The organism is Streptomyces sp. 8K308, assembly GCF_004348315.1.
Lineage (GTDB): Bacteria > Actinomycetota > Actinomycetes > Streptomycetales > Streptomycetaceae > Streptomyces.
On record NZ_SMKC01000132.1, the window covers coordinates 1 to 16887 of the forward strand.

Annotated in this window: 19 protein-coding genes; 2 read left to right on the forward strand and 17 right to left on the reverse strand. The window is 72.4% G+C overall.

Annotated features, from left to right (window positions below):
• Positions 1 to 107: 107 nt before the first annotated feature.
• A complete protein-coding gene (locus E1265_RS18930) occupies positions 108 to 656 on the reverse strand; it encodes a DUF1990 domain-containing protein (RefSeq protein ID WP_132931512.1) in 549 nt (182 codons plus the stop codon).
• A 146-nt stretch (positions 657 to 802) separates the two neighbouring features.
• Here E1265_RS18930 and E1265_RS39305 point away from each other — a divergent pair, with 146 nt between their 5' ends.
• Positions 803 to 2458, forward strand: a complete 1656-nt coding sequence (locus E1265_RS39305; protein ID WP_243740937.1) for a serine/threonine-protein kinase — start codon at positions 803 to 805, stop codon at positions 2456 to 2458.
• Between the two features lie 22 nt (positions 2459 to 2480).
• Here the strand turns inward: E1265_RS39305 and E1265_RS18940 are convergent, their stop codons facing one another.
• The 16 genes from E1265_RS18940 to E1265_RS19015 all read right to left on the reverse strand — a co-directional run bounded on the left by E1265_RS18940 (position 2481) and on the right by E1265_RS19015 (position 15458).
• Positions 2481 to 3218: an OmpA family protein gene (locus E1265_RS18940; RefSeq protein ID WP_132931514.1), complete on the reverse strand. Its 738-nt coding sequence runs from the start codon at positions 3216 to 3218 to the stop codon at positions 2481 to 2483.
• Positions 3219 to 3231: 13 nt separating this feature from the next.
• Positions 3232 to 3825 carry a hypothetical protein gene (locus tag E1265_RS18945; RefSeq protein ID WP_243740934.1) on the reverse strand — a complete coding sequence of 198 codons (594 nt, stop codon included), beginning with the start codon at positions 3823 to 3825 and terminating at the stop codon, positions 3232 to 3234.
• Between the two features lie 36 nt (positions 3826 to 3861).
• The gene (locus E1265_RS18950; RefSeq protein WP_132931518.1) at positions 3862 to 4383 is read right to left on the reverse strand and encodes a hypothetical protein; all 522 of its coding nucleotides are present in this window, start codon (positions 4381 to 4383) and stop codon (positions 3862 to 3864) included.
• Between the two features lie 68 nt (positions 4384 to 4451).
• Positions 4452 to 4652, reverse strand: coding sequence for a hypothetical protein (locus E1265_RS18955; RefSeq protein ID WP_132931520.1), 201 nt, complete (start codon positions 4650 to 4652; stop codon positions 4452 to 4454).
• A 303-nt stretch (positions 4653 to 4955) separates the two neighbouring features.
• Positions 4956 to 5285 (reverse strand): hypothetical protein, encoded by a 330-nt coding sequence (locus tag E1265_RS18960; RefSeq protein WP_132931522.1) that lies wholly within the window; start codon positions 5283 to 5285, stop codon positions 4956 to 4958.
• 13 nt (positions 5286 to 5298) lie between these two features.
• A complete protein-coding gene (locus E1265_RS18965; protein ID WP_132931524.1) occupies positions 5299 to 5961 on the reverse strand; it encodes a hypothetical protein in 663 nt (220 codons plus the stop codon).
• 27 nt (positions 5962 to 5988) lie between these two features.
• A complete protein-coding gene (locus E1265_RS18970; protein ID WP_132931526.1) occupies positions 5989 to 6288 on the reverse strand; it encodes a WXG100 family type VII secretion target in 300 nt (99 codons plus the stop codon).
• A 97-nt stretch (positions 6289 to 6385) separates the two neighbouring features.
• A complete protein-coding gene (locus tag E1265_RS18975) occupies positions 6386 to 7279 on the reverse strand; it encodes a DUF5936 domain-containing protein (RefSeq protein ID WP_279571446.1) in 894 nt (297 codons plus the stop codon).
• 14 nt (positions 7280 to 7293) lie between these two features.
• On the reverse strand, positions 7294 to 8268 hold the full coding sequence (locus E1265_RS18980; RefSeq protein ID WP_132931527.1) for a type II secretion system F family protein: 975 nt from the start codon (positions 8266 to 8268) through the stop codon (positions 7294 to 7296).
• Complete coding sequence (locus tag E1265_RS18985; RefSeq protein ID WP_132931528.1) at positions 8268 to 9608, reverse strand: CpaF family protein; 1341 nt, start codon at positions 9606 to 9608, stop codon at positions 8268 to 8270. The genes E1265_RS18980 and E1265_RS18985 overlap by 1 nt, the downstream gene beginning before the upstream one ends.
• 15 nt (positions 9609 to 9623) lie before the next feature.
• Positions 9624 to 10328, reverse strand: a complete 705-nt coding sequence (locus tag E1265_RS39310; protein ID WP_243740935.1) for a TadE family protein — start codon at positions 10326 to 10328, stop codon at positions 9624 to 9626.
• A 462-nt stretch (positions 10329 to 10790) separates the two neighbouring features.
• A complete protein-coding gene (locus tag E1265_RS18995) occupies positions 10791 to 11156 on the reverse strand; it encodes a TadE/TadG family type IV pilus assembly protein (protein WP_165953797.1) in 366 nt (121 codons plus the stop codon).
• A complete protein-coding gene (locus E1265_RS19000) occupies positions 11153 to 12376 on the reverse strand; it encodes a P-loop NTPase (RefSeq protein WP_132931532.1) in 1224 nt (407 codons plus the stop codon). The genes E1265_RS18995 and E1265_RS19000 overlap by 4 nt, the downstream gene beginning before the upstream one ends.
• A gap of 20 nt (positions 12377 to 12396) precedes the next feature.
• Positions 12397 to 13149, reverse strand: a complete 753-nt coding sequence (cpaB, locus tag E1265_RS19005; RefSeq protein WP_132931534.1) for a Flp pilus assembly protein CpaB — start codon at positions 13147 to 13149, stop codon at positions 12397 to 12399.
• A 79-nt stretch (positions 13150 to 13228) separates the two neighbouring features.
• On the reverse strand, positions 13229 to 14107 hold the full coding sequence (locus E1265_RS19010) for a hypothetical protein (protein ID WP_243740936.1): 879 nt from the start codon (positions 14105 to 14107) through the stop codon (positions 13229 to 13231).
• A 79-nt stretch (positions 14108 to 14186) separates the two neighbouring features.
• The gene (locus E1265_RS19015) at positions 14187 to 15458 is read right to left on the reverse strand and encodes an alanine racemase (RefSeq protein ID WP_132931536.1); all 1272 of its coding nucleotides are present in this window, start codon (positions 15456 to 15458) and stop codon (positions 14187 to 14189) included.
• A gap of 186 nt (positions 15459 to 15644) precedes the next feature.
• Between E1265_RS19015 and E1265_RS19020 the strand changes: the two genes are divergently transcribed.
• A complete protein-coding gene (locus E1265_RS19020; RefSeq protein ID WP_132931544.1) occupies positions 15645 to 16856 on the forward strand; it encodes a pyridoxal phosphate-dependent aminotransferase in 1212 nt (403 codons plus the stop codon).
• Positions 16857 to 16887: the final 31 nt, after the last annotated feature.

The window sequence follows — 16887 nt, forward strand, 5'->3', positions numbered from 1 at the left end:
GGGGTGGCTCACGGTCCGCCCGGCCAGCCGTCGCCGGGGTGGGAGTGGCGACGCTGGCAGTACAAGGCGCCGGCTGGGGTGCCGACACGGGGAACCATACAGCACGGTCACTTCGGCTGTGACCCCCCTGGTCCTGGGCCTCTGACCAGGCGGCGCAGGGCCCGTCCATAGCGTCTGGCCTGCGCCCGCTGCGCGGTCCTGCCGAGCGGACCGGCCAGCCTCGTGTACCAGACGGCGGGTCGGCTGACGGCCGTCACGGTCAGCCAGACCGCGTCATCGGGCTCCCGCGTCACCACGAACGACTCCTCGCCGCACTCCGGGTGACCGGGCAGGGTGCCGTAGGCGAAGCCGACCCGGTCTCGCTCCCGCACCGTCCACACGACGCGGCAGTCGCCGCCGACACGCAGCGGCCCGAGGCCGATCGCGACCGTGACCCGCGCCCCGGGCTCGGCGACCTCGGCCCCGGCCGTCAGCGCCACCCCGGCCGCGCGGTGCATCCGCCAGCACAGCACGGCCTCGCCGGCCGCGGCGGCGAGGGCGGGGCCCCGGCCGAGGCGGATCCGCTCGCGCAGCAGCCGGAAGCCGGGGGGCGGCGACGGGGAGTGGCCGGCGGTGACGCCGACGTGCGGGTAACTGAAGTCGGTCCGCTCACCCACTGCCGTGCCCTCGCTCCCCACTAGGATGCGACGCACGGTACGCGAACTGGCGGTCGAACCGGGGGCATTGCGTGACAGCAGAGACGGGGCGGTCGGGTCAGGACTCCCCCAGGTTCCGTGAGCTCGGCGAGACCGATCCGCGGCAGGTGGGCGGCTACCGGATCCACGCCAGGCTCGGCTCGGGCGGCATGGGCAGCGTCTACCTGTCGTACACACCGGGCGGGCAGCCGGTCGCGCTGAAGGTGGTGCGGGCCGAGTTCGCCGACGACCCCGACTTCCGCGGGCGCTTCGCCCGCGAGGTGGCGGCGGCCCGCCGGGTGCAGGGCGTCTACACCGTGCCGGTGCTCGACTGCGACACAGAGGGTCCTGCGCCGTGGCTGGCCACGGCCTACGTGCCGGGGCTGCCGCTCGGCGACGTGGTCAGGCACCACGGGCCGCTGCCGGTGGAGACGGTGCTGCTGCTCGCGGCCGGGGTGGCGGAGGCGCTGCAGTCGATCCACGGGGCGGGGATCGTGCACCGGGACCTGAAGCCGGGGAACGTGCTGCTGTCCGCCGAAGGACCCAAGGTGATCGACTTCGGCATCGCGCAGGCGGCCGACGGCACGGCGCTGACCGGCACGGACGTGCGGGTGGGGACGCCCGCGTTCATGGCCCCGGAACAGATCATGGGCACCCCGGCGATCTCGGCGGCGACGGACGTCTTCGCGCTGGGCGTCGTCATCCACTACGCGGCCACCGGCGGCCATCCGTTCGGGGAGGGTTCCGCGCACGGCCTGATGTACCGCATCGTGCAGGAACCCCCTGAGCTGGCCGGCGCGCCGGAGGCACTGCGCGGCCTGATCGGCGCCTGCCTGGCCAAGGACCCGGCCGCGCGGCCGTCCCCGGCGCAGGTCATCGAGTCCTGCCGGCTGCTGTCGCCTGGACAGACGCTGCGGCGACAGGGCAGCTGGCTGCCGGCGGCCCCGACGGCGCGGGTCACGGGCCTGCGGGCGGCGGGCCTGCCGACGCCGACGATGCCGGCGGCCGCGCCGGCCGCGCCGCCCACGGCGGCGTCCGCGATCGCACCGCCCCGGCGGCGCCTCGCACTGCTGCTGACCGCCACGGCGGTCGCGGCCACGACCCTCGGCGCGGTACTGGGCGCGGGCCTGCTGGGCGGCGACACGTCGGACGACGGAGCGGAGTCGGGGACGTCGGGTGAGGTGGGTTCGGGGGATACGACATCGGAGGAAACGGCCCCGGAGGAGACGGCCGCGGAGACGGGGGGCACGGCGGAGGAGCCGGTGCGTGACGGGGCGTACGAGGTGGTGAGGAGTGAGGTGTCGCTGCCGATCCAGGCGCCGGTCTACACCGACGACACCAACCTGGCCCTGGGCGAGTGCTACGGCGCCAGCCTCACCTTGGTCGACCTCTCCAACCTGACGGCCGAGACCGGACTCAGTTACGGCAGCTTCGACCACCTGGAGAGCGAAGCGGGCGTCCGGTACATGTTCTGCGACTCGGACGAGGTGTCCGAGGACGGCATCTGGTTCGATCCAACACTCTTCGTGGGCACGACCGACGATCCCGAAATCGACGCGGAGGGCTGTTACGAGGCCGCCCATGCCTCCACGCTGCCGAACCCCGTGCCTCCGGAGGACATCGTGAACGACACGAGCCTTCGCGAGAACACCGGGATCTGCCTGGACCACCCGGACGGCACGCTGGTGCTGCTGTGGATCGACTCCGTCGAGCCCGATCCCGACAACCGGGATCTGCGCAGCTACCTCACCACCGCTACCCAGTGGCGGCCCGCCGACTCGTGACGGTGGGCCGAGCCCAGACGTGTCATTCCGCGGTGGGCCAGGAGATCTCGACCCGCCGGTTGCGCTGACGACCGTCCTCGGTGGCGTTGTCGTACAGCGGGTAGTCCTCGCTGTAGCCGCGGACGTTGAACTCTATGCCGGACGGATCCTCGATCAGGCCGAGCAAAACCTGTTGGGTGTTGCGGGCGCGGTCCTCGGAGAGCGCCAGGCCGTAGTCGTAGTCACCCTGGTCGTCGGTGAAGCCGAAGATGTTGACCCGGGCCGGCTGGTACTCCTCGATGGCAGCGGCCACCTCGAGCAGCGCCTCCTCCGCCGCGGAGGAGATGTCGGCGCTGTTCTCGGCGAAGAGGACGTCCGTCTGCAGCGTGAACTTGTGCGTGCCACCGGTCTGTTCCTCGCGCTGGCCGCCCCCACCGCCGTTGGGCTCCTGACCGCCACCGGTGTCCTCCGGGGTCTCCTCCGGATCCGGGCTGGCGTCCGGCGTCTCCTCGGGGGTCTCGGTCTCGCTCTCTCCCGTGCCGAGGTCCTCGGTGATGAACTTGACGTCCAGGACACGAGGTTCGGCGAGGGTCGCGCCATCGGCCAACATCAGTCCCGCGGCCTCCGGGTCGACCTCGGGGGTGGCCGGCGCCTCGTACCCCGGGGGCTGCTCGACCCCGTCACCCTCGTCGGCCACCGCGGGCGTTCCAAAGGCCAGGACGGCGGCGCCGGTCAGCGTGACCACGGCCACGCGGCCTGAGTGGTGTGCTCGGTTCGTCATCTGCCAGCTCCGCTCAACGGATCTCGATGGTGGCCGGGGGCAGGTCGGCGACCTGGAAGTCGACCTGGGTCGTGCCCTGGTCGGGTGCCGGGAACTGCGCGTACCAGGGAACGGTCGCGCCGGGCTCGATGCCGTCGCCGAAGCCGGTGCACAGGCACCTGCCGGTGGTGTCCCGGAGGATGAGGTATCGCTTGCCCTCCTCATGAGCGACCACGGTGGCACCGGCCATGGAGAAGCCATTTTCCACCAACTCGTTCTCGGAACCGGCCCAGAAGAGGTCGAAGAGGGTCTCGCTGCCGCCGTTGGTCAGGGTGCCCTCGATGGTCAGGAAGCCTCCGGTCTCTCGCTCGGCCCTGGTGACCGTCAACGTCTCGCTGTGCTGGCCGGTCACCTCCGCCAACGGCTGCACCTCCTCCGCCTCGCCCTCCTCGTCCTGGCCGGACTCGCCGTCGTCGCCCGGCGTGGTCTCCGTGGTCTCGTCGCCGGAGGCGGCGCCCTCCTCGTCACCGCCACCTCCACCGCCACAGCTGGCCACGGCGATCACCAACGCGGCGCCGAGCGCCACCACGATCAGAATCAGACGGGACTTGTTATCACGGAGATCCATTGGGCGCCGGTCCTTCATGCGTCAGCGTGTCGGTCGTCAGTCTTCTAGATAGACCCGGTAAAGGTCGCGTGCTTCCGGCAGTTCGTCCTCGTTCCCCGGGTCGAACTCCCAGCGACGCTCCTCGCAGTCGAGTTCGATGCGATCGGCCTCCTTCGTGGTCGTCCGGCACAGGCCCTCGATGACGGCCCGTCCCCTGGCTGTCGCCCTGCTACCGTCGGTGCCGGGAATCACCGTGTCGCCCAGTGTGTCCGTGGTGGTCACGGTGACCAGGTAGCCGGTCTCGTGCGGGTCGCAGGAGCCGACCGTGGCGTCGTTTCTGGTCGCGAGTCGGTCGGCCGCCCCACAGGCAGATCCCGTCTCGAAGTCCATGCCCGACAGGATCTCGTCGAGCGCGTCCTCGTCCTCGCCCTCGTCCTCAATGGCGTCGAGGAACCGCTCGTAGAGCTGGTCGCGCGCCTCCGTCGTCGCCGCCAGAGCCGCCGCGTCGGCACCCGACTGGCCCCCACTGCGGAGCACGGCGGCCTGGGCGAAGACAAAGAAGACCAGCGCGATCGTCAACAGTCCGGTGATCAGCGCGACATAGAGCGGGAAGACCGCTCCACGGTCACCGCCGGCCGAACGGAAGTTCAGCTCCCGAACACCGCGTTGACCTGCGTCTGGATGAAGTTCCCGATCTGCCGATCGAGGTCGAGGCCCAAAACCACGACGACGATTCCGGCGATGAGCAGCAGCAGTCCCGCGTACTCCACGAAGCCCGCGCCTCGGTCGGAGTAGCGGCCTCGTGACCGTTCCGCGATCGTGCGTCCCCACTGCAGCAGCCTGCTCATGGCGTCCCTCTCTTCCGGCTGGTGTCGGCGCAGCCGGGTTCCTCGGGCTCCTGCCCCTCCGGTCCACACGGTACTGCGGAGCGGCGGTGCCGGGTATCGGGGGCGGGGGGCAACTCTGCCCAGGTGGCGTGCTCTTGACGGTGCGCCGCACCATGCCCGACCCCCTCCCAGCGGGCGAACCCGTACACATGTCGGCACTGACTGTGCCACACCGAGCGCGACTTGGGCAGGGAGACCTGGTGAACGAACGGCGTCACCCGGCGTCGTGCCGAGCAATGTGCCCGTCGCGTCGAGTGGTGAAACTCAGACCGGCTGCTGGCCCCCGCCGCCGTCGCCGCCGCTCTCGCTCAGTGAGCTCTCCAGGTCGTTCTCGAAGTCGCCGACGGTCTGGATCACCGTGTCGGCCATCTCGGCCAGGCCCTCGAGTTGTGCGCTGATGTCGCCACGGCCGTCCTTCCAGCCGCTGACGAAGTCGTCGAGGGCGCTCACGATCCGTTCGTCGCCGAACGAGTCGTTGTACTGGTCGAACGTGTCGCCCGTGCGGTTCATGTAGTCCTTGACGCTGCGCAACTGCGGGCCGAATTCGCTGAGTTCGCTCAGCGGAATGGCCATCCGCTCGCCGCTGTCCGCCATGGTGTGTTCCCCCCTACTCGCTGGTTTCCGGGGTGCCGACGAAACGGAAGGTGGAGGTGATGGCGTCGAAGACGTCGAAGAACGAGTCGGCCAGGTCGAGGACCTGACTGCTGCCCGCCACCAGGGCCACCGCCCGCTCGTCGCCGGGGACCGGGATGAAGGTCTGCATCAGGACGGCCCGGACGGTGCGCGAGTCACCGGGGACCGGGATGTCCTCGATGCCGCGGGTGCGGGCCGCGGTGCCGACCTCCGGGATGTCGACAGTGGTCACCTCGCGCCACGCGTCGCCCTCGCGGCGGGCCTGCCGGGTGCCGAGCTGGCCAACGATGGCCGCCGGGTCCGTCGGCAGCACCTCGCCGGACGAGGTGCGCGCCCCCACCAGGGAGACCGTCACCGACGCGGTGATCGGCGGGCCGCCGCCGAAGCTCTGGGCCATGCAGCCGCAGTACTGCGCGCCCGAGTCCCAGGCCTGGCGGGCCTGCCGCCGCAGGAACGAGGTGATCACCTCGCGGTGCTCGGCCATCTCGGGGACGGCGCGCACCCGCTCGTCCACCATGCGCCGGATGCTGTTGTCGCGCGTCTCGGGGCGCAGGTCGAACTCCCACCAGGAGTCCGGCACGGAAATCCGGAAGCCCTGACGCTCGATGGTGACCGCGTCGGCCCACTTGTCGGCCATGGTCCTCGCTCCTTCGCTCCCGGCCGGCTAGCCGCGGAGACCTTCCTCTAGCTGCTGGTCGAGATCGGAGAAGCCGTCGGCCGCGCCGTGCAGGAAGTCGCCGAGCCCCTGCAGCGCCTCCATGGTCTGCCGGGCACCGTTGGTGAACTCGTCGTACTTCTGGTCGAACGCCGTGGCCGAGCGGGACACGTAACCGTCCGTGACGAGGTCGGAGATATAGGTGCGCAACTGCTGGAACTTCTCCAGCAGCGCGTCCTTCTCGTCCACCAGGCGGTCCCCCGCGTCGTGCATGTCCTGGTATGTGACGTCGAGGTCACCTTCGGCCATGAGTGACACCCCCTTCGGTTTCAGGTTAGTGGTGATCGCGTCCCCGTGGTCCAACGGGTTCGTAACAGGACCGCGACACGGGACCGGTCCACCGCCGTCAGCGGTTGTCCAGTATGGCGCCGAAGTCGGTGCCGGAGCCAAGGATCATGCCGGTCACGATGATGATCATCGTGGCGGGGACCATGAACACCAGGGTCGCCATCGTCGCCATCGGGATGGCGCGGGCGGCGCGACGGCGGGCGTTCTGGGCGTCCGTGCGGCGCATGTCCTTGGCGATCTGGATCAGCGTCTCGGCGATCGGCGAGCCGAGTTCCTCGCCCTGTTGGAGCGCGGAGACGAACTGGTTGACCGGCTCCGAGTCGTTGCGCCGGCGCAGTTCCTCGAACGCCTGGCGGCGGGAGACGCCCACGTCCATCTGGCGCAGTGTGATGCGGATCTCGTCGGCCCAGGGTCCCTCGTAGCGGGCCGAGACCCGGTCGAGGGCCTGGCGGAAGCCGAGGCCGGCGGAGACGACGACGGCGAGCACGTCGAGGAAGTCGGGGAGGGTGCGGTCGATGACGTCGCGGCGCTCGCGGATGCCCTGCCAGATGGTGGCGTCGGCGGCGAACAGGCCGAAGGCGGCGGACAGCAGCCCGAACACCGGCCAGCCGGCGGCGAAGAAGAGCAGGGTGGTGAGGAGGCCGAAGACGCCGTAGACGGCGCGCCTGGCGGCGTACCTGTCGATGGTCAGGCCGCCCGGGTGGCCGGCCTGGTCGATGCGCCGACGCTTGCGGTCCACCGCCTTGCCGCCCATCAGCCGCAGCACGAGGGGCGCGAGGCGGATGCCGAGCCGGTCGACGAGCGAGCCGCTCGCGGAGACCCGGGTGGAGCCGATCTCCAGCGCCAGCTCCAGGTCGGCCGGCAGCCGGGCGCCGGAGCGCAACATGCGGACGGCCGTGATGATGCCGAGGACGGCGGCGCCCATCGCGAGCCCGAGGAGCAGTCCTACCACGGGGTTGGTACCTCCTAGACGTCGATCCGACCGAAGCGGCGGACGACGACGAAGCCGACGATGTAGAGGCCGAACGCGACGACCATCGCGATCTGGCCGGCGACGCTGCCGGTGACCCGGCCGAGCGCGCCCGGCGACATGGCGTTGATCATCAACAGCGCGCCGAGGCCGAGGGCCGGCACGGTGACGGCGGTGGCGTTGATCTCGGCGAGCATGGTGCGCACCTCGCGCCTGGTCTCCTTGCGCTCCTCCAGGGTCTCGGTGAGGTTGCGCAGCGAGGCGACGATGGTGCCGCCCGCGCGGTTCGCCAGGATCAGGGTGGTGACCAGCACGTTGAGCTCGCGGGACGGCAGCCGGTCGCCGAGGTCCGACAGCGCCTCCTCCATCGACCGGCCGACGGCCAACTGGTTCGCGACGGTCGCGAGTTCGGCGCCGGCCGGGTCCTCCATCTCCTCGGCGGCCATGGAGAGCGCGGTGCGCATCGCCAGGCCGGCGGCGGTGCCGTTGGCGATCAGCCGCGCGAGCTCGGGGAGTTGGCCGATGAAGCGCTCGGTGCGGCGGGCGCGCTGCCAGTTGAGGAACGCGTTGCCGGCCCAGAGCGCGACGGCGCCGCACAGCGGGCCGAAGAACGGCGCGAGCACGGCGGAGCCGATCAGCCACAGCGCGGCGACGGCGGCCAGCACGTAGGCGGCGTACTCGCCGACGGTGAGGTCGAGACCGGTGGCCCGCAGTTTCAGCCGCAGCCGGCGGCCAACGCCGGTGTCGCGCAGCCGCCGGTCGAGGGCGTCGAAGCGGCGCCGGCGGCCGGGGGGCGGGGCGGCCGGCTGGCCGGCGCCGGCCTCGCGGGTGCCCGGCTGCGGCGCCGCGAGCCGGTCGATCAGGGCGCGGGCCTGGGCGCGGCCCGAGACGTAGGCGTGGAGCCCGGCGACGGCGCACACCAGCGCCAGCAGGGCGAGGCCCACGACCAGGGTGGAGAGGCCGCTCTCCATCAGTACGCCTCCCGGGTGGCGAGGTGGGTGTCGTCGAGGTGGACGCCGAAGGCCTGCGGGATCTGCTCGCCGGCCAGGTAGAGGCGGTCGGCGACGGCCCGCGGCACGGGGTGGTGCCGGAACCTGCCGTGCACCCTGCCCTCCGGTGTCATGGGCTCGGCGTGGAACGAGGCGACGGTGGCGATCCGGAAGGGCTCACGGCCGTGCGAGGCGAGGAACGCGACCTCGGCGATCCGGCGGGACCCGTCGGGGTGCCGCACCAGTTGGACGAGGACGTCGACGGCGCTGTTGATCTGGTCGCGCAGTGCCTCGAACGGCACCTGGAGCTCGGACATCGACGCCAGGGTCTGCAGCCGCATCAGGGCGTCCTCGGCGTTGTTGGCGTGCACGGTGGCGAGCGAGCCGTCGTGTCCCGTCGACATGGCCTGGAGCATGTCGAGGGTCTCGCCGCCGCGGACCTCGCCGACGATGATGCGGTCGGGGCGCATGCGGAGGGAGTTGCGGACGAGGTCGCGGATGGTGACCTCACCCTTGCCCTCGATGTTGGGCGGCCTGGACTCCAGGCGGATCACGTGGTTCTGCTGGAGCTGGAGCTCGGCGGCGTCCTCCACGGTGACGATGCGTTCGCCCTCCGGGATGAGGCCGCTGAGCGCGTTGAGCAGGGTGGTCTTCCCTGACCCCGTGCCGCCGGAGACGATCACGTTGAACTTGGCGCGGACCAGGCCCGAGAGCAGCAGCACCAGGTGCTCGTCGAGGGTGCCGAAGCCGATGAGCTCGGGGAGGGTGAAGGCGCGGGGGAAGCGGCGGATGGTGAGGGTCGCGCCGGAGAGGGAGAGCGGCGGGATGATGACGTTGACGCGCTCGCCGGTGGGGAGGCGGGCGTCGACCATCGGGTTGGACTCGTCCACGCGGCGGTTGACGGTGGAGACGATGCGTTCGATGGTCTGCATCAGCTGCTCGTCGGAGGCGAAGCGGAGCGGCAGCCGCTCGACGCGGCCGGAGCGCTCGACGTAGATGTGGTCGGGGCCGTTGACCATGATCTCGGTGATGGAGGCGTCCTCGAGGAGCGGTTCGAGGATGCCGAGGCCGAGGGCCTCGTCCACGACGCGGCGGATGAGGAGGGTGCGCTGCTGGGTGGAGAGCACGGGGCCCTCGCGGCTGAGGATGTGGCCGAGGACGCGTTCGAGGCGGTCGCGGCGCTCGGCCATGGTGAGGGACGACATTTCGGCGAGGTCGATCTCCTCGAGCAGCTTGGCCCGGTACGTCGCGACGAGGCGCCCGTCACCGGGGCCGGCGGCGGCCGGTTCCTCGGCCGCGGTGATGCGGGATTTCAGGCCCATCGCACGTGCTCGCTCTCAGTCGCAGGGCATGGTCACGGTTCGGCTGGCGGAGCCGAAGTCGGGGACGAACGGCATGACGGAGGGGACGGTGACGCTGGCCGTGACGGTGGCCTCGTCGCCGCAGGGCGAGATCTGGAACTCGGTCCCCTCGGCGAGGAACCCGCTCATCGCGGCCCGTCCGTTGCTCTCGGCGCGGTCGGCGATCTCCTCCTGCGCGGCCGTCCGCGCGGCCGCCCGCGCCGCCGACCCCGCCTGCAGGGCGGCGTACCCGGCGACGCCGAGCTGCACGGCGGCCAGCGCGACGATGATCAGCAGCGGCACCCACCCGGCGAACTCCACGGCCGTGACGCCCCTGTCCCTCCCCCCGACCGAGCGCCCTCGGCGGGCGGCCGGCGGGACGCCACGGCCCAGGCCGGCGAGCCGACCGGCCCCGGCCGCCGGCCGCGTCGGCCTGCGGCCGACCGGCCTGGTCGGCGCGGCGAGCGAGCCGGCGGCTCGCGCCGGCACGGTGGCAGGTGCTGGCCGCTGGCCGGCCGCTGGCAGGTCGCCAACCGCGGTCACCGGGCCGGCCGGCGCGGAGGCCACCGACCCCTCGGCCGGCGACGGCACCGGGAGCACGGTCGACCGGCCGCCCGCAGCCACCGGTGAGCCCGTGGCGCCGGCGGCCGATGCCGGCAGCGGCGGCGCGGCGGCGAGAGCGGGCTCCGTGCCGACCGCCAACGCAGGACCGGGACCCGACCCCGCCAACGCCACCGGCGCGGGCGCCCCGCCCGGCGCCGACGAGGCCGAGCGCCCTCCTTGGGCAGCCGACAGGACATCTCCGGCCCCGGCCACCGACCGACGCGCCGGCCTGGTCGGCACGACGGCGAGGACTGGCCCCGGGCCGGCCGAGGGCCGGCCGGCCAGTGGTGCCGGCCGGTGGGCGGCCCGCGGGACGCGTCCCGCGCCGGGCGCCGGCTCTGGCGCCGTGGTCGCCGCGCTGCCGGGAGGCCGAGGTGGCGCGGTCGCCGGCGGATCCGGCAACCGGACGGCGGCCGGGGGCGCGCCGGCGGGGGCCGCCGTGACCGGCTCCGCCGGCGGCGGGCACACCGAACCGGCACCGAGGCGCGCGGCGCCCACGCGGGCGAGCGGCGCCGTGGCGGAGCCTGTGGCGCCCTGACCGAAGCGAAGCGCGGCGATGGGTCAGCCCTCCTCTATCGCGCCGGCGCGGCCGGTGACGGTGATCGGCAGGCTGAACGCGCCGGGGAAGAGGACGGGCACGCGGAGCTCGACGACGGCCTGGCGGACGTCGCCTTCGAGCGGGCAGGAGACGGAGGCGTCCCAGGCGTCTGATATGTGCTCGCGGGCCGCCTCGGCGCAGTCGCCGCCCGCGGCGGCCGCGCGGGCGCCCTCGTCGGCCGCGTTGCCGGCCAGCGAGAAGGTGTAGCCGATCACCACGCACTGCCAGATGACCGCCAGCATCACCAGGATCAGCGGGAACAGGCCGGCGAACTCGACGAGGACCGCGCCCCGGTCGCGGTCCGCCGGCGCGTCGGCGGCGGCGTTCACGGCCGCCTGCCCCTGCGGCGGCCGCCGGTCGGGGCGGCGTCGGCCGGGGTCAGGCCGATCTCCGCCGCCAGCGCCCACATGGCGCGGCGCACCTGGCCGCGCGCGTCCAGGTCCTGGATGCGGCCGGCGTCCTGCGCCTCCTGCAGCTCGCGGAAGCCGGCCGGGATCACGGCGCGCGCCACCTGGGTGCCGGTGATCCTGGCGACCAGCTGCGGCTGGATCGCGCTGGCCCGGCCCATCCGGTTGACCACGGTCAGCGTGTCCTGCGCCTTGCGGATCCGCAGCCGGTCCCACATCCGCACCATCCGGTTGACGGCGCGGACCGAGATCACGTCGGGCGTGGTGACCAGCAGCGCGGCGTCGGACATCTCGATGGCCGCCGCGTTGGCCGCGTTCAGGTGGGAGCCGCAGTCGACGACGACGATGTCGTGCCGGGAGCGGACGGCGGACAGCAGGTGGCGGGCGGTGGCCTCGGTGACGTCCTCGCCGCGCTCACCCTCGGCGGGGGCGATCAGCAGGGACAGGCCGGTCTCGTGGGCGAACACGGCCTCGCCGAGCACCTGCGGCGTGATGTCGGCGATGCCGGCCAGGTCGGCGACCGAGCGGCGGAACTGCACGTCGAAGTAGGAGCCGACGTCCCCGCAGAGCAGGTCGAGGTCGACGAGGATCACCCCGCGCTGGTAGGTGCCCGAGCTCTGCGCGGCGAGCGCCAGTTGGGTGGCGAGCAGGGTGGCGCCGACGCCGCCCTTGGCGCCGGTGACCGTGACGACCCGGCCGCCGGGGCCGGTGGGCGCGGTCTCGCCCGCGCCCAGGTGGCGCCGGACGCCGGCCGCCCAGTGCGCCGCGGCGGCGACCCGGGCGGCCAACTCGTCGTAGGAGAGCGGGAGGCCCGCCAGGCCGCGGGCCCCCGCGTCCATGGCCGCCGAGTAGAGGCCGGCGCTGGGGTTCTCCGAGACGAGCACCACGGCGACCGCGGGGAAGCGCAGCGCGACCTCCCTGATCAGCTCCAACGCCGGTAGCGGGCCTACCCGTTCGTGCACCACGACCACCTCGGGCAGGTCGGCGACCGAGTCGTGGGTGAGGGCGGCCAGGGTGTCGAGCAGCGTGCTGGAGTCGGGCACGGAGCGCATCGGCTCGCTGTCGGGCAGCTGGCTGAGCAGGGTGATCAGGGCACGGGCGGTGTCCGGGTCACCCACCACGGGCAGAACGCGCGTCGTCATCGGTCGGGTCACCTGCTTCCTTACGGGAAGAGCGCGTCGAGATCGAGGTGCGGATCTCCCGCGTTGTCACCAATGATGGTGTACGTGCGCTCCTCGTCGGGGATCTCCCGCTCCTCCCCGGGCGCGACCAGCGCGAGCCGCACCTGCTCGGCGAACGCCTCGGCGAAGGTGACCCGTTGGGCGTCCACGTTGTCGAGGGCGAAGGTGATGGGCACCGCCTCCGTGGTGTTGCGGTCGTCGTCCGTCACCTCGGTGAGGTCGCCGACCTCGATCACCTCGGCGTTGTTGACCATCAGCCGGACGATCTCGTACTCGTCCTCCTCGTTCTCGCCGTTCCGCTCCTGGACCCGGAAGGCGGCGTACATGTTGATGGTGGCGCCGGGATAGATCTTGCCGGCCACGCCGGTGGACGCGTCGATCATGACGGCGATCTCCTGCTGTCCCGGGTCGAGTTCCGGCCGGTCGGAGAGCATGTCGCGCTGGAGCAGGGAGCCTTCGCGCAGCGGGCCGACCGCGACCTGGCCCTCGACCTGGTCGAGGTCGGTGACCGCCGAGTCGGGTATGTAGCGCTCGGGCATGGAGACCTCGCGCAACTGGTCGGCGGTCACCTCCTCGTAGGGGTCGACGTCCTCGCGCAGCTCGTAGGTGGTGACCTCGGGGCCGACCCTGGACTCCACGTCGTTGATCACCGCGAGCACACCGGCGAAGGCGCCGAGCGCCAGCAGGACCGAGACGACCAGCAGCAGGATGCCGCGTCGCTGGCGAGCGTTCATGAAGCGTGTCTACCTTCTCGTCTTGCGGCACGGGTTCGGTCGGGCTGCCTCGCGTTAAGGGTTTCCCCCGGGGCGGCGGTTATCCGCCCCCGGGGGCCAGGGCTCGACGACCGGCCGCCGCTATGGCGCGCGGCGCCCGGTCCTGGTGCGTCACGGGCGCCGAGCAGAACGCGCAGCGGTCGCCGATCAGGCTCAGTCCGCACCAGTGGCAGATCTCCTGCCGCATGGAGCTGACCATCTGGTAGAGCAGCGAGGCGTCGGGGATGGCGGCGGCGAACTCGACCAGCTTCGGGGTGGCCCACCAGTCGCTGGAGTCGGCAGGCAGCGGCACCGGGCGCACGGCCTGGACCTGCCACTGGCGGGCCAGCCGGCCGGTGACCCAGGCGCTGTCCAGGTTGCCGGCGGCGTAGGTGAGGGCGGTGGAGAACTGGGGCCCGGCCAGGGTCACGTTCCCCTCGGCACGGACGAGTTGCGGGGTGGGGCCGGCCAACACGGCGCACTGGCCGCCGGGTTGGCGCCCGCCGGCCGCCGGCAGCGTGACGGGCACCCGGTCGAGCCGGCTGCCGGAGGCGAGCAGGGCGCCGGCGTAGATGTAGTGGGCGAGCAGCCGGGCGGAGGCGCCGAGCACGCCGGGGCCGAAGTCGCAGACGGAGAGCTGGCGCAGCTGGCGGACGAGCACGGCGGTGCCGAGCGGTGGCAGCGCGCTGGGCAGCAGGGCTATCCGGTCGGTCTCCAGCATGGCCCGCACGGCGTGCAACCGCTGGACCTGCGCGCGGGGCGTGGTGGTGGGGTAGACCACTATGAAGTACCCGTGCTGCTGCACGAGCTGGCCCGCCTCTTCGAGCGCGGCGGCGAACTCCTGCTGGTCCGGCGGGGTCAGCACGTGGGCGCCCGGGGTGTGCGGGTCGGTGGGCGGCAACACGAGGTCGGCGCTGGTGACCGCGATGGCAATCGGCATCGCCGCTCCCCCCTTGGTGGTTGGCCCCCAGGACAGCTGTCGGCAGCTTATCGACTGCGGGCCGTCAGAAGAACGCGCGTCAGAAGAACGTGCGGATGTAGTCGGTGACCGTGCCGTCGCCGGCGACCAGCGGGATCAGCGGCCACTTCTCGAAGATGGTGCAGGGGTGGGACATGCCGAGCGCCACCCAGTCCCCCACCTCGGGGCCCGCGGACCCGGCGGCGACGGTGACGAACGCGTGCTGGTCGGCGAGGCGGCTGACGGCGAGCCCGCCGCCACCGCGCACCCGCCCGTCGGCGCCGCGCACCGCCTGCACCTCGGGCAGCCCCAGGTCGTAGGCGATGTCACGCTTGCCTGCGTTGAGCAGGGCGAGCCCCGGTTCTGGGCGGGAGACGACCTGAGCCCAGAGCCGGAAGGCGGGCAGCAGCGAGCCCTCCTGCAGCATGCGGTTGAAGGGCGTGACGTGGCGGTAGCGGCCGTCGTCGTGGGTGACGTAGGCGCCTGAGCGCAGTAACCGGCACACCGGCCGGGAGAGCTCGGGGAGTTCGCCGAACGCCTCGGCGACGGCGTCGAACCAGGCGGAGCCGCCGGCGCTGACGATGATCTCGGGCAGCCCGGCGAACCGGCCCGCCTTGTCGAACTCGACGGCGAGCGCGCACAGCAGCCCGAGCCACTCGCGCACCGACCCGGCGTCGGCGTCCGGCAGCTCGCCCTCGTAGCCGGCGACGCCGACGAGCCGCAGGGTGCCGGTGGCGGCGACGGCGTCGGCCACCTCGGCGGCCTGCGCGAAGTCGCGGACGCCGGCGCGGGCGCCGAGCGCGCCGAACTCGACGACGACCTCGACCTGGCGGACGGCGCCGGCCGCGCGCAGCGCCTCGTCCATGAGCGTGACGCCGCGCGTGGAGTCGACGTAGCAGACGCAGCGGAAGACGGGGTCGTCGTCCTGTTCCGCGGCGAGCCAGGCGAGCGCGGCCGGGTCGACCAGCTGGTTGGCGAGGAAGACCCGCGGCACGCCGAACGCCCGCGCCACCCGGGCCTGGTGGGGGACGGCGACGGTGATGCCCCAGGCGCCGTGGTCGAGTTGGCGGTGGAAGAGCTGGGGGGCCATGGAGGTCTTGCCGTGCGGGGCGAGGTCGAGGCCGTGCCGGGAGGCGAAGCGCTGCATGGAGCGCAGGTTGTGGTCGACGGCCTCGGCGGAGAGGGTGAGCAGCGGGGTTATGAAGCCGCCCGTGTAGAGGTCGCGCCGCTCGGCGGCCAGCTCGCGGACCCGGCGCCCCGTCGCATCGGGCGGCAGGCCCTTGAAACGGTGGTCGATGATCTCGTCGGCGAGCGCGTCGAGCGGTCTGGTCATGGCGACTCCGTGGTCGTTGGAGTGGTGTGGCGGGCCCCTCGCAACCGCCGGGATCCCCGCACCCTACCTAGCACCGGGTAGCCGGTGGGTCAACGGAGCGCGATCGGCGGTCGCACGCGCGAAGGCACCCGCGTGGGCGAAAACACAGGGCAGGCCGCGTTACACGGCCGTAAGGTTGCGAGCATGATGCAGGTGATCCAGTCGGCCAAGCTCGCCAACGTCTGCTATGAGATCCGGGGCCCGGTTCTCGACGAGGCGCAGCGGCTCGAGGCGGCGGGCCACCGCATCCTGAAGCTCAACACGGGCAACCCGGCGGCCTTCGGCTTCGACTGCCCACCGGAGATCCTGGAGGACATCCTCCGCAACGTCTCGTCCGCGCACGGCTACGGCGACGCGAAGGGCCTGCTGGCCGCGCGGCGCGCGGTGACCCAGCACTACCAGACCAGGGGCATCGAGCTCTCGGTCGAGGACGTCTACCTGGGCAACGGCGTCTCCGAGCTGATCCAGATGTCGATGCAGGCGCTGCTCGACGACGGCGACGAGGTGCTGGTGCCGGCCCCCGACTACCCGCTGTGGACGGCGTCGGTGGCGCTCGCGGGCGGCACGGCGGTGCACTACCGGTGCGACGAGCAGTCGGACTGGATGCCGGATTTGGCGGACCTGGAGCGGAAGATCACCGACCGGACCAAGGCGCTGGTGATCATCAACCCGAACAACCCGACCGGGGCCGTATACGACACGGAGATGCTGGAGCGGTTGACGGAGATCGCCAGGCGGCACCGGCTCGTGGTGTGCTCCGACGAGATCTACGACCGGATCCTCTACGACGGCACCACGCACACGTCGACGGCGGCCGTGGCGCCTGACCTGCTGACGCTGACGTTCAACGGCCTGTCGAAGAACTACCGGGTGGCCGGGTTCCGCTGCGGGTGGCTTGCGGTGTGCGGGCCGAAGGAGCACGCGAGGAGCTACGTCGAGGGCCTGACGATCCTGGCCAACATGCGGCTGTGCGCCAACATGCCGGCGCAGCACACGGTGGCGGCGGCACTCTTCGGGCGGCAGTCGATCGAGCAGCTGGTGCTGCCGGGCGGCCGGATGCGGGAGCAGCGGGACGTCGCGTACGAGCTGCTGACGGCGATCCCCGGCGTGACGTGCGTCAAGCCGAAGGGCGCGCTGTACGCGTTCCCGCGGCTCGACCCGAAGGTGTACAAGATCAAGGACGACCGGCAGATGGTGCTCGATCTGCTGCGGGCCGAGAAGATCATGATCGTGCACGGGACGGGGTTCAACTGGCCAAAGCCGGATCACTTCCGCATCGTGACGCTGCCGTCTGCGGACGAACTGCGGTCCGCGATCAAGCGGATCGGCTCCTTCCTCGACGGCTACAGCCAGTTCTGACCGGCCGGGGGTTTCTTCCCCCACCCACCCG

Bases quoted from the DNA above. Each gene is read 5' to 3' on its own strand.
- E1265_RS18940 (WP_132931514.1), bottom strand. From the start codon at position 3,218: ATGACGAACCGAGCACACCACTCAGGCCGCGTGGCCGTGGTCACGCTG.
- E1265_RS18945 (WP_243740934.1), bottom strand. From the start codon at position 3,825: ATGGATCTCCGTGATAACAAGTCCCGTCTGATTCTGATCGTGGTGGCG.
- E1265_RS18955 (WP_132931520.1), bottom strand. From the start codon at position 4,652: ATGAGCAGGCTGCTGCAGTGGGGACGCACGATCGCGGAACGGTCACGA.
- E1265_RS18960 (WP_132931522.1), bottom strand. From the start codon at position 5,285: ATGGCGGACAGCGGCGAGCGGATGGCCATTCCGCTGAGCGAACTCAGC.
- E1265_RS18965 (WP_132931524.1), bottom strand. From the start codon at position 5,961: ATGGCCGACAAGTGGGCCGACGCGGTCACCATCGAGCGTCAGGGCTTC.
- E1265_RS18970 (WP_132931526.1), bottom strand. From the start codon at position 6,288: ATGGCCGAAGGTGACCTCGACGTCACATACCAGGACATGCACGACGCG.
- E1265_RS18980 (WP_132931527.1), bottom strand. From the start codon at position 8,268: ATGGAGAGCGGCCTCTCCACCCTGGTCGTGGGCCTCGCCCTGCTGGCG.
- E1265_RS18985 (WP_132931528.1), bottom strand. From the start codon at position 9,608: ATGGGCCTGAAATCCCGCATCACCGCGGCCGAGGAACCGGCCGCCGCC.
- E1265_RS19000 (WP_132931532.1), bottom strand. From the start codon at position 12,376: ATGACGACGCGCGTTCTGCCCGTGGTGGGTGACCCGGACACCGCCCGT.
- cpaB (WP_132931534.1), bottom strand. From the start codon at position 13,149: ATGAACGCTCGCCAGCGACGCGGCATCCTGCTGCTGGTCGTCTCGGTC.
- E1265_RS19010 (WP_243740936.1), bottom strand. From the start codon at position 14,107: ATGCCGATTGCCATCGCGGTCACCAGCGCCGACCTCGTGTTGCCGCCC.
- E1265_RS19015 (WP_132931536.1), bottom strand. From the start codon at position 15,458: ATGACCAGACCGCTCGACGCGCTCGCCGACGAGATCATCGACCACCGT.
- E1265_RS19020 (WP_132931544.1), top strand. From the start codon at position 15,645: ATGCAGGTGATCCAGTCGGCCAAGCTCGCCAACGTCTGCTATGAGATC.